Raw genomic sequence first — 14,827 nt, 5'->3', positions numbered from 1 at the left:
CATCACGTTTAATGGGGGCTAATGCCCCCATTTTTATTGGCTAAATACTTATGACTGACATCAGCCGTACTCAGGCGTGGCTCGAAAGTCTGCGCCCTAAAACACTCCCTCTGGCCTTTGCCGCGATTATCGTCGGTACGGCGCTTGCCTGGTGGCAGGGTTATTTCGATCCGCTGGTTGCCGCGCTGGCATTGATTACCGCCGGCCTGCTGCAAATTCTCTCCAACCTCGCCAACGACTATGGCGACGCGGTGAAAGGCAGCGACAAACCTGACCGTATCGGGCCGCTGCGTGGGATGCAAAAAGGGGTGATTACCCAGGCGCAGATGAAGCGCGCGCTGATTATCACCGTGGTGCTGATCTGTTTATCGGGTCTGGCGCTGGTGACAGTGGCGTCTAAGACCCCCAGCGATTTTATTGGCTTCCTGGTGCTGGGTTTATTGGCCATTATCGCAGCCATCACCTACACCGTCGGCACGCGTCCTTACGGCTACATTGGGCTCGGGGATATCTCCGTACTGGTGTTCTTCGGCTGGCTGAGCGTGATGGGAAGCTGGTACTTACAGGCGCATACGGTGATCCCTGCGCTGTTCCTGCCTGCGACCGCCTGCGGTCTGCTGGCGACCGCGGTGCTCAACATCAACAACCTGCGCGACATCGACAGCGACCGGGAGAACGGCAAAAACACCCTGGCGGTCCGTCTGGGGCCGGTGAATGCGCGTCGCTACCATGCCTGCCTGCTGATGGGTGCCCTGGTCTGCCTGGCGCTGTTTAACCTGATTTCCCTGCACAGTCTGTGGGGCTGGCTGTTTGTGCTTGCCGCGCCGCTGCTGATTAAGCAGGCCCGTTTTGTAATGCGCGAACGCAGCCCGGCCGCCATGCCGCCGATGCTGGAACGCACGGTAAAAGGCGCGCTGCTGACTAACCTGTTGTTCGTCATCGGGATTGTCTTAAGCCAGACGCTCAGTTAGCTGACAAATATCAATTAACAATTGATGATTTTGCCAACAACGCATTTCGCACGATATACTGAACACATTCGCAGCAACTGAGCGTTAAACCTATGAAATACGATACCTCCGAGCTTTGTGACATCTACCAGGAAGATGTCAACGTCGTTGAACCGCTGTTCTCCAACTTTGGTGGGCGGTCGTCGTTTGGCGGACAGATCGTCACGGTGAAATGTTTCGAGGATAACGGGTTGTTGTACGATCTGCTCGAACAGAACGGCCGTGGCCGCGTACTGGTGGTCGATGGCGGTGGTTCCGTACGCCGCGCATTGATTGATGCTGAGCTGGCCGGTATTGCCGCACAAAACGAGTGGGAAGGCATTGTGGTGTACGGTTCCGTGCGTCAGGTGGACGATCTGGAAGACCTGGATATCGGGATTCAGGCCATCGCGGCCATACCGGTAGGGGCGGCAGGTGACGGCATCGGCGAAAGCGACGTGCGCGTTAACTTCGGCGGCGTGACCTTCTTCTCAGGCGACCATCTCTACGCCGATAATACCGGCATTATCCTTTCCGAAGATCCGCTGGATATTGAGTAATAAAAACCGTAAGCGTGGACCATAAAAAAACCGCCAACAGTAATGTGGCGGTTTTTTTGTCCCTCGGGATTCGCGGTCCGTTGGGAAGTTTTGCAACCTTTAACCAGGATTTTTATCTTACCCTGGTTCAAATCTCAGGTAACCCCATCGACCCTTTATAAATTCCTAATTAACTATTAAAACCTTAACTACGCTGCTGCTGCTCATTATGATGCATCGTCCCTTTCCGCCATCTCGCACATGGGCATCGGTCCAGGGAAAGGTGTATTCACAACCGTAAAGCAACCTTTAACCGGGCTTGTGTCCACCGACTTATCACCGGTGGTGAACGGTGGAGCGGTTAGCAGCAGGGACCGCATAATGAAACGCTATTTATGTATCGCGTTCATTGTCGCCAGCGTACTCGTTGTAAAGAGTGATGAACCGAATGTGTTCGTTGCTTTTGCTATGACAGCGCAGGACAAGTAGCGTTAAGGCCGCCTTTGGCGGCCTTTTTTATGGTTGGGTGTCAGTCAGCGAGAACCATAAAAAAAGCCGGGTAGCGGCATCGCCTTACCCGGCCTGTTCAGTTCATCCCAGTGGGAATCAGACTTCTTCCATACGTCCCAGCAGCGCCTGCAGGCGATCCTGCCAGCCGTTCTGCTGTTCGCGCAGCTGGTTGTTTTCGCGCTCCAGTTCTTCGCGGCTGTGCTGCGCGTTCTGTACTTCCTGCGCCAGGCTGTTGTTCTTCTCTTTCAGCTCTTCAATTTCCATCTGCAGCAGGGTGATGGTGTCAATCGCCTGCTGTACTTTCGATTCCAGTTTCTCAAACACTTCTAAAGACATGATGCTACCTCTCCTGAATTGCAAGGCGACGCTTTAACATAAACGCGCACGACATATACCGTCGATTGTATGGAGCGCGGCGCTCTGTGTCCAGCGACACACCGCGCAGATCGCGGTTTGCAACACTTTTAGGTCTGGTCCTGGTGCGTTCGCATCATATACCCCTAAATTGTTAACTGATTCGTTAATGAAATGATTCAGCTCACATTCCTGTACTGATCCTGTACTGCTGCAAAAATGTGCTTTATGGCGCGAAAACGCTCATTTTATTGACGCAGACCACACATTTCGATTTCGATATTTCTCGTTTTTGCTCGTTAACGATAAATTAACACTATGTCTACAGGGCATCGTGGCTGTCACGGGCGGCCATGCTAACAATAAACATCAATTTCTTCAGGATTCCGATTATGAGTCAGACATCAACCTTAAAAGGCCAGTGCATTGCCGAGTTCCTTGGTACCGGGTTGTTGATATTCTTCGGAGTGGGCTGTGTCGCTGCACTGAAAGTGGCGGGTGCCAGTTTTGGTCAGTGGGAAATCAGTATCATCTGGGGTCTGGGCGTGGCGATGGCCATCTACCTGACTGCAGGGGTGTCTGGTGCACATCTTAACCCGGCGGTGACTATCGCACTGTGGCTGTTCGCGTGCTTCGACGGACGCAAAGTAGTTCCTTTCATTCTTTCTCAGTTTGCCGGCGCGTTTTGCGCAGCGGCGTTAGTTTACGGGCTTTATTACAATCTTTTCATCGACTTCGAACAGACGCATCATATGGTGCGCGGCAGCGTCGAAAGTCTGGATCTGGCAGGCATCTTCTCAACCTATCCAAACCCGCATATCAATTTTGTGCAGGCGTTCGCAGTTGAAATGGTGATTACCGCTATTCTGATGGGCGTTATCCTGGCGCTGACCGACGACGGAAACGGCATTCCGCGCGGCCCGCTGGCCCCACTGCTGATTGGCCTGCTGATTGCGGTGATTGGTGCCTCCATGGGCCCGCTGACCGGCTTCGCGATGAACCCGGCGCGTGATATCGGACCTAAAGCGTTCGCCTTTATCGCAGGCTGGGGCGACGTCGCCTTCACCGGTGGCAAAGACATTCCTTACTTCCTGGTACCGCTGTTTGCGCCAGTTGTCGGGGCTGCGCTGGGTGCGTTCAGCTACCGCAAATTAATTGGTCGCCATTTACCGTGCGACACCTGTGTGGAAGAGGAGAAGGAAACGACTTCTACCGCACAACAAAAAGCTTCGCTGTAATCTGACTACGGGACACATACCATGACCGAAAAAAAATATATCGTTGCGCTCGACCAGGGCACTACCAGCTCCCGCGCTGTCGTAATGGATCATGACGCGAACATCGTCAGCGTGTCACAGCGCGAATTTGAGCAAATTTATCCTCGTCCAGGCTGGGTCGAACACGACCCAATGGAGATCTGGGCGTCACAAAGCTCCACGCTGGTCGAAGTGCTGGCAAAAGCCGATATCAGTTCCGACGAGATTGCCGCGATTGGTATCACTAACCAGCGTGAAACGACGATTGTCTGGGAACGTGAAACCGGTAAGCCTATTTACAACGCCATCGTCTGGCAGTGCCGCCGTACCTCTGAGATCTGCGAGCAGCTGAAGCGCGACGGCATGGAAGAGTACGTGCGCAGCGCCACCGGTCTGGTGGTTGACCCGTATTTCTCCGGCACAAAAGTGAAGTGGATCCTCGACCACGTGGAAGGTTCACGCGAGCGTGCAAAACGCGGCGAGCTACTGTTCGGCACCGTCGACACCTGGCTTATCTGGAAGATGACCCAGGGACGCGTCCACGTCACCGACTACACCAACGCCTCGCGTACCATGCTGTTCAACATCAACACCCTGGAGTGGGATGACAAGATGCTGGACGCGCTGGATATCCCACGCGCGATGCTGCCTGACGTGCGCAAGTCTTCTGAGGTTTACGGCCAGACCAACATCGGCGGTAAAGGCGGCACCCGTATTCCTATCGCCGGTATTGCCGGTGACCAGCAGGCGGCGCTGTTCGGCCAGCTGTGCGTCAAAGAAGGGATGGCGAAGAACACCTACGGCACCGGCTGCTTTATGCTGATGAACACCGGCGAGAAAGCGGTGAAATCAGAAAACGGCCTGCTGACCACCATCGCCTGTGGACCACGCGGCGAAGTGAACTATGCCCTGGAAGGCGCGGTGTTCATGGCCGGTGCGTCTATCCAGTGGCTGCGCGACGAGATGAAGCTGATCAGCGATGCGTTCGACTCCGAGTACTTCGCGACCAAAGTGAAAGACACCAACGGCGTGTACGTGGTGCCTGCATTCACCGGTCTGGGCGCGCCGTACTGGGATCCGTATGCACGCGGCGCAATTTTTGGCCTGACGCGTGGTGTTAACTCTAACCACATTATTCGCGCCACCCTGGAATCCATCGCCTACCAGACGCGCGACGTGCTGGAAGCGATGCAGGCGGACTCCGGCATTCGTCTGCACGCCCTGCGCGTGGACGGCGGTGCGGTAGCGAATAACTTCCTGATGCAGTTCCAGTCCGACATTCTGGGCACCCGCGTTGAGCGTCCTGAAGTGCGTGAAGTCACGGCGCTGGGCGCGGCGTACCTTGCCGGTCTGGCGGTAGGCTTCTGGCAGAACCTGGACGAGCTGCAGGAAAAAGCGGTGATCGAACGCGAATTCCGCCCGGGCATCGAAACCACCGAGCGTAACTTCCGCTACAGCGGCTGGAAGAAAGCGGTGAAACGCGCACTGGCGTGGGAAGAGCACGAAGAGTAATCATATATTCCCTCTCCCCTGGGGAGAGGGTCAGGGCGAGGGGACCGCGCCGGTCCCCTCGCCCCTCCCCACTCTGTGATAAACTTCGTGCAATTCCTTTTGATTGTACGAGTACCTCATGAAACGTGAACTTGCTATCGAGTTTTCCCGCGTCACCGAAGCGGCTGCCCTTGCAGGCTATAAGTGGCTGGGTCGTGGTGACAAAAATACCGCAGACGGCGCAGCCGTCCATGCCATGCGCATTGTGCTTAACCAGGTCAACATCGACGGCACCATCGTGATCGGCGAAGGCGAGATCGACGAAGCGCCAATGCTCTACATCGGTGAAAAAGTCGGTACCGGTAAAGGCGATGCCGTGGATATCGCCGTCGACCCGATAGAAGGCACGCGCATGACCGCAATGGGCCAGGCCAACGCCCTGGCGGTGCTGGCCGTGGGCGATAAAGGCTGCTTCCTTAACGCGCCGGATATGTACATGGAAAAGCTGATTGTCGGTCCTGGTGCGAAAGGCTCAATCGACCTCAGCCTGCCGCTGGAAGAGAACCTGCGTAACGTCGCCAGCGCGCTGAACAAACCGCTGAGCGAACTCACCGTCACTATTCTGGCCAAACCGCGCCACGACGCCACCATCGCGCAGATGCAAAAGCTCGGCGTGCGCGTGTTTGCCATTCCGGATGGTGACGTTGCCGCCTCGATCCTGACCTGCATGCCGGACAGCGAAGTAGACGTGCTGTACGGCATCGGCGGCGCGCCGGAAGGCGTAGTCTCTGCGGCAGTGATCCGCGCGCTGGACGGCGATATGCAGGCTCGTCTGCTGCCCCGCCACGAGGTGAAAGGCGACAGCGAAGAGAACCGCCGTATCGGGGAAAACGAGCTGGCACGCTGCGAAGCGATGGGCATCGAGGCCAACAAAGTGCTGGCGCTGCATGATATGGCGCGCAGCGATAACGTGGTCTTCTCGGCGACAGGTATCACCAAAGGCGATCTGCTGGACGGCATCAGCCGCAAGGGCAATATGGCCACCACTGAAACGCTGCTGATCCGCGGAAAATCACGCACCATTCGCCGCATCCAGTCTATCCACTATCTCGACCGCAAAGACCCGGACGTACAGACGCACATTCTGTAAAACCGTTTGATCGATAGAGCTTTCCGGCCCAAATGGGCTGGAAATCTCCCCGTTAAGTACGGAAGATAGAACAGAGAAACAGCACAGGAGAAGATCATGGCGGACTGGGTAACAGGTAAAGTCACAAAGATACAGTTCTGGACCGATGCGCTATTTAGTCTCACCCTGCATGCTCCCGTCCACCCGTTTAAAGCCGGGCAATTTGCGAAGCTGGGGCTGGATGTCGACGGCGAGCGCGTGCAGCGCGCCTACTCTTACGTTAACGCGCCTGATAACCCGGATCTCGAGTTCTATCTGGTCACCGTACCTGACGGTAAACTCAGCCCGCGCCTTGCCGCCCTCAAGCCCGGCGACGAGGTGCAAATCGTGAGTGAAGCAGCAGGCTTCTTTGTGCTCGAAGAGATCCCGGATTGTGACACGCTCTGGATGCTGGCAACCGGTACGGCCATCGGCCCTTATCTCTCTATTTTGCAGTACGGCAAAGACCTGGAGCGTTTTAAAAACATCGTGCTGGTTCACGCTGCGCGCTACGCCGCAGACCTGAGCTACCTGCCGCAGATGCAGGCGCTGGAACAGCAGTACGGCGGAAAGTTAAAGATTCAGACGGTGGTCAGCCGCGAAACTGTAGCTGGAACGCTGACCGGTCGCGTGCCGGCGTTAATTGAGAATGGTGCCCTGGAAGAGGCGGTGGGTTTACCGATGACGGCTGAAACCAGCCACGTCATGCTGTGTGGCAACCCGCAGATGGTACGCGACACGCAGCAGCTTCTGAAGGATACCCGGCAGATGACGAAACATCTTCGCCGCCGACCGGGCCATATGACCGCCGAACACTACTGGTGATCAGCGGTATTTCACCTCAACGGTGTCTTTACCGTATTTGTTTTCGCTCTGGGTGCCAATAAACGCGCCCAGATCGACAATCATCATCACGAAGATGACCGACGGCAGCAGCCTGCCCACCACCCACGGCAGGATGGACGGAAGCATCGCCCAGTTTCCCGCCACCAGCATCCACGCCAGAATAATCAGAAATGCCCACGCGCCGGAACGACCGCGATCGTGCAGGCGTTTCACCACGACAGCCGCCGTTGGCCAGAGCAGGCAGACCAGCGCGAAGGCCGCCGTTTGCGTGCTCAGCCACGCGTTATAGGCGACGAAAAACAGAAGCAGCATGGCGACAACCCACGTCACCATCCAGATCCAGAAATCACGGCGTCCAATACGCCCTTTGAATGAAAACAGCCACTGCTGTATGGTCATGTAAGGTTCCTTATTATCGTTTAGCCCGCATTTTACCCTGGAGTTGTGACCTTTTGACAAGCCGACCAGATATCGTTTTAATCATGAGCACTTACGGCCAGGGGCAATGTTGATGAAAAGTTCGGCACATTCTCTATTCCTGTGTTTAGCGCTGCTCAGCGCGGGTTTTACCCTGCACGCCGCCGAAACCACAGCCCCGACCACAGCACCGTACCTGCTGGCGGGCGCACCGTCGTTCGATCAGTCCATTAGCCAGTTTCGTGAAGCCTTCAATCAGGCCAATCCCACGCTGCAACTGGATGAGTTTCGTGCCATTGATGGCCCCCGCGACACGCCTACCCTGACCCGTGCGGCAAGCAAGATTAACGAGAATTTGTATGCCTCCACGGCGCTGGAGCGCGGGACGTTAAAAATCAAAAGCATGCAAATCACCTGGCTGCCAATACAGGGCCCAGAGCAGAAAGCCGCGAAGGCGAAAGCGCTGGAGTACATGAGCGCGGTATTGCAGGCGTTTACCCCTGCGCTGACGAAAAAGCAAAGCCAGCAAAAGCTGCAAAAACTCCTCACCGCCGGTAAAAATAAGCGTTACTACGCCGATACCGAAGGCGCGATCCGCTATGTTGTGGCGGACAACGGCGAAAAAGGACTGACCTTCGCTGTTGAACCGATTAAGCTGGCACTATCTGACACCCTCGGCGGGGCGAATTAATGACAAAAAGCAAAGCCTTTCGAGGGAAAATCTCTATACTGATTCACAGACCATGCTGCCCGACAGGGTGGCCATATTCCTTAATTCGCTTATTGAGCGTGGAGAATTGAAATGCGACATCCTTTAGTGATGGGTAACTGGAAACTGAACGGCAGCCGCCACATGGTAAACGAACTGGTTGCGAACCTGCGTAAAGAGCTGGCTGGCGTGACCGGCTGCGCGGTTGCTATCGCTCCGCCGGATATGTACCTGGATCTGGCTAAACGTGCCGCTGACGGCAGCCACATCATTCTGGGCGCGCAGAACGTTGACGTTAACCTGTCTGGCGCGTTCACCGGTGAAACGTCCGCTGAAATGCTGAAAGATATCGGCGCGAAATACATCATCATCGGCCACTCCGAGCGTCGCACCTATCACAAAGAATCCGACGAGTTCATCGCGAAGAAATTCGCCGTGCTGAAAGAGCAGGGTCTGATCCCGGTTCTGTGCATCGGTGAAACCGAAGCAGAAAACGAAGCGGGCAAAACTGAAGAAGTGTGCGCACGTCAGATCGACGCAGTGCTGAAAACGCAGGGCGCAGCAGCGTTCGAAGGCGCGGTTATCGCTTACGAGCCAGTCTGGGCGATCGGTACCGGCAAATCAGCCACCCCTGCGCAGGCTCAGGCGGTTCACAAATTCATCCGTGACCACATTGCGAAAGCTGACGCCAAAGTGGCTGAGCAAGTGATCATCCAGTACGGTGGTTCCGTTAACGCGTCTAACGCTGCTGAGCTGTTCACCCAGCCAGACATCGATGGCGCGCTGGTTGGCGGTGCATCCCTGAAAGCGGACGCTTTCGCGGTGATCGTTAAAGCGGCAGAAGCGGCTAAACAGGCGTAATTGCCTTTGTGGCGGGTGGCGCTTCGCTAACCCGCCCTACGGTTCTGTAGGCCCGGTAAGCGTCAGCGCCACCGGGCTTTTTTACAGCCGTCCCAGCAGGCTAAACCACAGATAATCCAGCGGCAGCAGCACCAGATACGTTGCCACCGCCAGCGCCAGACAGAGCACCATCCCCGCCCTGGCAGGCACTTTTCCTAACCCCATCGCCACCACGATCGGCGACGCCTGATACGGCAGCAGCGGCGTGGAATAGCCCAGCACCTGAATCATGATCACCGACAGCAGCGGGAAGCCGGTCGCATCCGAGAAGCTCTGCGCCAGGGTGGTATACAGCGCCGGAACGCCGTTGGCGGTCATGATGAAGTTGAGTGCGGTGGTAATACCGGTCAGCGCAAGGAAGCTGGTGAACGGTCGGTCTGCATCGAGCGGCATAATACGGAGCAACGCCTCGCCCACCGCCGTGCCGATCCCGGTTTGCGTCACGACGATCGCCAGCCCCAGAATACCGGCAACGTAGATGCAGGTGCGCATATTCACCCCCGCAGAAAACTCCTCCCCGGTGATAAAACCGATGCGCGGCAGCATAACGATGACCGACGCCGCCAGCCCGGTCCAGGCGGGCCCCACGCCGTGCCAGCTCTCCGTCACCCACATCCCCAGCACTATCGCCAGCAGCCAGGCAAGACGCTTTTCATCCCGGCCCATGGGTTCAGACGGCACCTGTTTCTGAGGGGGTTTGGGATGACCCGGAAAAAGCCAGCAGATCAGGCCAATCAGGATCAGGCCTTTGAGAATGCCCAGCACCGGCGTGTGCAGCAGCAGATACGGGACATAGTTCAGGTGGATGCCGTACGAACCTTCTGCCGCACCGCTCATCACCAGATTAGGCACGTTAGCGGGCAGAATCGTCGCCGAAAGCTGGAACGTCCCGAACCCTACCGCCAGCGCCAGACCAAACCAGGCGCGGGAGCCGTCAGCGATACCGGCGCGTTTCGCCATTGCGGCGACAATCGGCATCAGCAGCGCAATACGTCCCATATTCGACGGCATCACAAACGCCAGCGCATAGCTCAGCAGCACCACGCTCGCTACCATTAATACCCAGGAGTCGGTGAGCTTTGCTGACAGCGCCCGGGCGGCCCGGTCCGCCAGCCCGGTTTTACGTATCGCCACGCCGAGCACGAATCCGCTGAAGACCAGCCAGAAAGCCGACGAGGCAAAACCGCCGAAAATCACCTCCGGCGGGGCGATCTTCGCAGTCATTGCCGCCGTGAAGAACAGCAGCGCGGTAATGAACTCCGGCAATAGCGACGTCGCCCATAGTACGATGGTGACGCCCACAATCAGTGAAGGCAGCAACAGAGGATACGTTGACCAGAGCGACATACCTGTCTCCTGTAGAATTTTTCAGCAAGTCTACGGCGACAGGCAGGGCGAGTAAACGCTATTTATGGTGGGGTCAATTCAGGATAGCGCATTGATGATCCTGCAGTTCCTCAGCCGACGCGCGGTTAAGCATCAGCAGGTTGCGCTCGGTGGCCAGCAACACAAACGAACCATCTGACTGCTGCGCCATTGCCAGCGCGAAGCGCCCCATATGGTCGCGCGCTTCCGGCAGCTCTTCAGCCAGCATCATGAACGGGCTGCGCTGCACCAGCTCATTCTCCGTCACCCGACGAGCAAGATACTCATGCCCTTCCAGGCCGCCAGGAAGGGGCAGCCACTGGGTGCTGATGTCTCCCTGTGCCGCGTTCAGCTTCTCGCGCACGTCCGGGCGCAGGCAGGAGATATGAATGTGAAAATGGTTTTGCGTGCGCCCTGTCGGCGAGTTAATCGTCAGTGAAATGGCGCTGTCGGGCACCTCGCTTCCACGCTTCAGGGTCATAAAGCTTCGCGACTGCCAGGCCAGCCAGAAAAAGTTCGGCGTATGCGCTTCGGTCAACAGCGGGCTTTCGGTGCCGTTGATGCGATATGTCGGCATCAGCAGGTATTGCAGCGGCCCGTTGCGGTCTTTAAAGACTACATAGCCTGCGTCAGGCTTCACCTGCGCACACGGTGCCGGGTTACGGTGTTGCAGTTGATTCGGCAGGCACTGGTCGAGAACGATATGTCGCAACGCATTCGGATTACCCGCTTTCATCCAGTACCAGCCGCCAGCGGCAAGGGCGATGACAATGAGGATCAATAAGATAATTTTTTTCACAACGCGTTCCCTGTTTTCAATAGAGGCAAAAGAGTAACGCAAAATGATGACCAAATAAAAAACCCGGCGGATTTCTCACGCCGGGTCACCGTGTCGTTTATTTATGTTCAGCGCTGGCTAATCTGGTCAAAGGTGCCGCCGTTAGAGAAGTGCTCTTTCTGCGCTTTCGTCCAGCCACCGAAAACATCATCAATGGTGAAGAGCTTCAGTTTCGGGAATTCGCCGTCATATTTCTTCGCCACAGCCGCATCGCGTGGACGATAGAAGTTCTTCGCTGCAATCTCCTGACCTTCCGGCGAGTAGAGGTACTTCAGGTAGGCTTCCGCCACCGCTTTGGTGTCTTTCTTCTCCACCACTTTATCGACCACGGAAACGGTCGGCTCAGCCAGAATAGATTCGCTTGGGGTCACGATCTCAAACTTATCTTTACCCAGTTCATTGGTCGCCAGCAGGGCTTCGTTTTCCCACGCAATCAGCACGTCACCAATGCCGCGCTCCACGAAGGTGTTGGTTGCACCGCGCGCGCCGGAGTCCAGCACTTCGACGTTTTTGTACAGCGCTTTCACGAATTCCTGGGCTTTAGCCTGGTCACCGTTGTTGTGGTGCAATGCATAGCCCCAGGCGGCCAGATAGTTCCAGCGTGCGCCGCCGGAGCTTTTCGGGTTAGGGGTAATAACTGACACGCCCGGCTTAATCAGGTCATTCCAGTCATGGATCTGTTTCGGGTTGCCTTTACGTACCAGGAAAACGATGGTCGAGGTGTAGGGCGCGGAGTTATCCGGCAGGCGTTTGATCCAGTTTTTGTCGATACGGCCACGCTCGGCGATCGCGTCAACATCGTAGGCCAGCGCCAGGGTCACCACGTCGGCTTCAATACCGTTGATGACGGAGGTCGCCTGCTTGCCAGAACCACCGTGAGACTGGCGAACCACGACATTGTCGCCGGTTTCCTGCTTCCAGTGTGCCGCAAACGCTTTGTTGTATTGTTCATACAGTTCACGCGTCGGGTCGTATGACACGTTCAGTAACTGGATATCCTTAGCCAGAACGCTGGTCGATGCCAGCAATAATGTTAAACCCACGCCCCATTTATTCATCGCCCAGCTCTCTTGTGTAGTGTTTTGATGAATGCAGCGTGCCAGAAAGCGAATCGAGGATTAAAGAATAAAAAAAGATTGGCTATAACGTAGTGGAATAAAAAGGCAAATGGTGCGGACAAAAAAAGCCCGGTGGCGCTTCGCTTACCGGGCCTACAAACCGTGCTTTTGTAGGCCGGGTAAGGCGAAGCCGCCACCCGGCACAAACCAAACGCCAATCAGTACAGTTTTTTCGCGCAGTCCAGCCAGTCACCTTTGAACGGACGCTTCATGTTTTCAATCGCGTCGATGATGTCATGGTGAACCAGTTTCTCGTTCTGAATACCGACGCAGCGGCCGCCGTGGCCCTGCAGCAGCAGTTCGATTGCATACGCACCCATACGGGACGCCAGAATACGGTCATACGGGCCAGGGGAACCGCCACGCTGGATGTGCCCCAGTACGGTTGCACGGGTTTCACGCTTGGTTTCGGTTTCGATGTACTTCGCCAGCTCGTCTACGTCACAGATGTGCTCGGTGATAGCCACGATCGCATGTTTTTTGCCTTTCGCGATGCCCGCTTTGATTTCAGCTACCAGATCTTCACGGCTGAATTCCACTTCCGGAACCACGACAAACTCACAACCACCCGCAATTGCCGCAGCTAGGGTCAGGTCACCGCAGTAACGCCCCATCACTTCAACGATAGAGATACGCTGGTGGGAGGAAGAGGTGTCACGCAGGCGGTCAATCGCTTCCACAACGGTGCCCAGCGCGGTGAAGTAACCGATGGTGTAGTCGGTGCCTTTGATGTCGTTGTCGATGGTGCCCGGCAGGCCGATGCACGGGAAGCCCATTTCAGTCAGACGTTTTGCACCCATGTACGAGCCGTCACCGCCGATAACCACCAGGGCGTCCAGTCCACGTTTTTTCATGTTCTCGATAGCCACTTCACGAACGTGTTCATCACGGAATTCCGGGAAGCGCGCAGACCCAAGGAAGGTACCGCCACGGTTGATCATGTCAGACACGCTGTAACGGTCGAGCTGAACCATACGGTCTTCATACAGACCCAGGTAACCATCATAGATACCAAAAACTTCCAGACCTTCCGTCAGCGCCGCGCGGACAACCCCACGAATTGCCGCGTTCATGCCCGGCGCATCACCGCCGCTTGTCAACACACCGATTTTCTTAATCATGACTACCTCTGAACTTAGGAATGCAAAATTGAAATCTGTTGCCGGAAGAAACTTATCGACCAACGAATACTGCAAATAGTATATCAATCCCTTCCAGCTGAATTGATTCAGGTCAGACCAAATGGCGGTAATTTATACACAAAATGCTGGCCTGGCTCACTTTTTTACAACGAATTACGAAAGCCCAACATGTCCGGGTACAACCGAGCAGGGATCCTGGTGAATGATGACGTCTGAACCAGGAAAACGCTGCAAAATCGCCTGCTCGACCTGCTCAGCAATCACGTGAGCCTGAACCAGTGGCAGGTTGTCTTCCATTTCAATATGAATCTGAATAAAGCGGGTCGGCCCTGACTGCCGCGTTCGAAGATCGTGTGCACCGCTGACGCCGGGCCAGGCGGTCACGATAGAAAAAATTTCATTACGTTCTGAGTCCGGGAGGGCGCGGTCAAGCAGCGATTGCACTGCTTCATACCCCATCCGCAGGGCGCTATATAAAATATAGATACCAATCCCTAACGCAAACAACGCATCGGCCCGATGCCAGCCATACCAGGCCAGACCGAGCGCAATAAGAATAGCCCCATTCATCATAACATCAGATTGATAATGAAGCATATCCGCCCGTACGGCCTGACTTTGCGTTTTGCGTACCACCCAGCGCTGGAACGTTACCAGAACAAGTGTGCTAATAAGTGCAACGACCGTCACAACGACGCCGACGCCAGGATCGTTCATCGGCGTCGGCGAGACGAGATGCTGTATGCCGGTGAGAAACAGGAACAGCGCAGAACCGGATATAAACATGCTTTGCGCCAGTGCGGCCAGCGACTCCGCTTTGCCGTGCCCAAAGGTGTGCTCTTCATCCGCTGGCTGCAGCGAGTAACGCACGACCAGCAGGTTGGTCAATGAGGCGGCAATGTCCATCAGCGAATCCACCAGCGCCGCCAGAATACTGACCGAGCCGGTATACCACCAGGCAAAGATTTTAATCAGTAACAGGCTGGATGCCATGACGGTCGCCGCGATGGCGGCCCGGCTGACCAGTCTTCCATAGGATTGATTCATAAACGCTCCTGTCATGTCATGCCGCTAGGGAAGGTGCGAATAAGCAGGTCATTTCTTCCCAAGCTGACTCGCTGATTAAAATTTCGCGGATCTGGGCCGATTTTTTTCCCGCAAACACATCGAATCAGCCTATTTAGG

The 14,827-nt window shown here is 55.8% G+C and carries 15 protein-coding genes; 8 read left to right on the top strand and 7 right to left on the bottom strand.

Features of this window, described 5'->3' with window-relative positions; genetic code table 11:
- Positions 1 to 50: 50 nt before the first annotated feature.
- Entirely contained in the window at positions 51 to 971 is a 921-nt protein-coding gene (gene menA / locus FHC48_RS20235) for a 1,4-dihydroxy-2-naphthoate polyprenyltransferase (protein WP_008501804.1), read from the top strand.
- Positions 972 to 1,063: 92 nt separating this feature from the next.
- Positions 1,064 to 1,549 (top strand): ribonuclease E activity regulator RraA, encoded by a 486-nt coding sequence (gene rraA / locus FHC48_RS20230; RefSeq protein ID WP_008501805.1) that lies wholly within the window; start codon positions 1,064 to 1,066, stop codon positions 1,547 to 1,549.
- A 585-nt stretch (positions 1,550 to 2,134) separates the two neighbouring features.
- Here the strand turns inward: rraA and zapB are convergent.
- On the bottom strand, positions 2,135 to 2,374 hold the full coding sequence (zapB, locus tag FHC48_RS20225; protein WP_008501806.1) for a septal ring assembly protein ZapB: 240 nt from the start codon (positions 2,372 to 2,374) through the stop codon (positions 2,135 to 2,137).
- 410 nt (positions 2,375 to 2,784) lie between these two features.
- Here zapB and FHC48_RS20220 point away from each other — a divergent pair, with 410 nt between their 5' ends.
- The 4 genes from FHC48_RS20220 (at position 2,785) to fpr (ending at position 7,132) form a co-directional block, all read left to right on the top strand.
- Entirely contained in the window at positions 2,785 to 3,630 is an 846-nt protein-coding gene (locus FHC48_RS20220) for an MIP/aquaporin family protein (protein ID WP_014885705.1), read from the top strand.
- Positions 3,631 to 3,651: 21 nt separating this feature from the next.
- Positions 3,652 to 5,160: a glycerol kinase GlpK gene (glpK, locus tag FHC48_RS20215; RefSeq protein WP_008501808.1), complete on the top strand. Its 1,509-nt coding sequence runs from the start codon at positions 3,652 to 3,654 to the stop codon at positions 5,158 to 5,160.
- A 118-nt stretch (positions 5,161 to 5,278) separates the two neighbouring features.
- The gene (glpX, locus tag FHC48_RS20210) at positions 5,279 to 6,289 is read left to right on the top strand and encodes a class II fructose-bisphosphatase (RefSeq protein WP_059363245.1); all 1,011 of its coding nucleotides are present in this window, start codon (positions 5,279 to 5,281) and stop codon (positions 6,287 to 6,289) included.
- 96 nt (positions 6,290 to 6,385) lie between these two features.
- Complete coding sequence (fpr, locus tag FHC48_RS20205) at positions 6,386 to 7,132, top strand: ferredoxin--NADP(+) reductase (RefSeq protein WP_008501810.1); 747 nt, start codon at positions 6,386 to 6,388, stop codon at positions 7,130 to 7,132.
- Here the strand turns inward: fpr and FHC48_RS20200 are convergent, their stop codons facing one another.
- Positions 7,133 to 7,552 (bottom strand): DUF805 domain-containing protein, encoded by a 420-nt coding sequence (locus FHC48_RS20200; protein WP_023293600.1) that lies wholly within the window; start codon positions 7,550 to 7,552, stop codon positions 7,133 to 7,135.
- A 112-nt stretch (positions 7,553 to 7,664) separates the two neighbouring features.
- Here FHC48_RS20200 and FHC48_RS20195 point away from each other — a divergent pair, with 112 nt between their 5' ends.
- Together FHC48_RS20195 and tpiA are read left to right on the top strand one after the other, a co-directional pair.
- On the top strand, positions 7,665 to 8,261 hold the full coding sequence (locus tag FHC48_RS20195) for a DUF1454 family protein (protein WP_008501812.1): 597 nt from the start codon (positions 7,665 to 7,667) through the stop codon (positions 8,259 to 8,261).
- A gap of 111 nt (positions 8,262 to 8,372) precedes the next feature.
- The gene (gene tpiA / locus FHC48_RS20190; protein ID WP_003862019.1) at positions 8,373 to 9,140 is read left to right on the top strand and encodes a triose-phosphate isomerase; all 768 of its coding nucleotides are present in this window, start codon (positions 8,373 to 8,375) and stop codon (positions 9,138 to 9,140) included.
- 81 nt (positions 9,141 to 9,221) lie between these two features.
- On the opposite strand, the gene FHC48_RS20185 is transcribed toward tpiA, so the two are convergent.
- The 5 genes from FHC48_RS20185 to fieF form a co-directional block, all read right to left on the bottom strand.
- The gene (locus tag FHC48_RS20185; protein ID WP_059363242.1) at positions 9,222 to 10,526 is read right to left on the bottom strand and encodes an SLC13 family permease; all 1,305 of its coding nucleotides are present in this window, start codon (positions 10,524 to 10,526) and stop codon (positions 9,222 to 9,224) included.
- Positions 10,527 to 10,599: 73 nt separating this feature from the next.
- A complete protein-coding gene (locus FHC48_RS20180) occupies positions 10,600 to 11,343 on the bottom strand; it encodes a CDP-diacylglycerol diphosphatase (protein WP_025912303.1) in 744 nt (247 codons plus the stop codon).
- 107 nt (positions 11,344 to 11,450) lie between these two features.
- On the bottom strand, positions 11,451 to 12,440 hold the full coding sequence (locus FHC48_RS20175) for a sulfate ABC transporter substrate-binding protein (RefSeq protein WP_021242803.1): 990 nt from the start codon (positions 12,438 to 12,440) through the stop codon (positions 11,451 to 11,453).
- Between the two features lie 218 nt (positions 12,441 to 12,658).
- Positions 12,659 to 13,621, bottom strand: a complete 963-nt coding sequence (gene pfkA / locus FHC48_RS20170; RefSeq protein ID WP_008501816.1) for a 6-phosphofructokinase — start codon at positions 13,619 to 13,621, stop codon at positions 12,659 to 12,661.
- Positions 13,622 to 13,795: 174 nt separating this feature from the next.
- Positions 13,796 to 14,689: a CDF family cation-efflux transporter FieF gene (gene fieF / locus FHC48_RS20165; protein WP_059363292.1), complete on the bottom strand. Its 894-nt coding sequence runs from the start codon at positions 14,687 to 14,689 to the stop codon at positions 13,796 to 13,798.
- Positions 14,690 to 14,827 lie beyond the last annotated feature (138 nt).

The organism is Enterobacter sp. EC_50 (assembly GCF_019584525.1).
In the GTDB taxonomy this organism is placed as follows: domain Bacteria; phylum Pseudomonadota; class Gammaproteobacteria; order Enterobacterales; family Enterobacteriaceae; genus Enterobacter; species Enterobacter roggenkampii.
The sequence above is the reverse complement of the archived record's forward strand: the minus strand, read 5'-3'. Positions and strand labels throughout refer to the sequence as shown.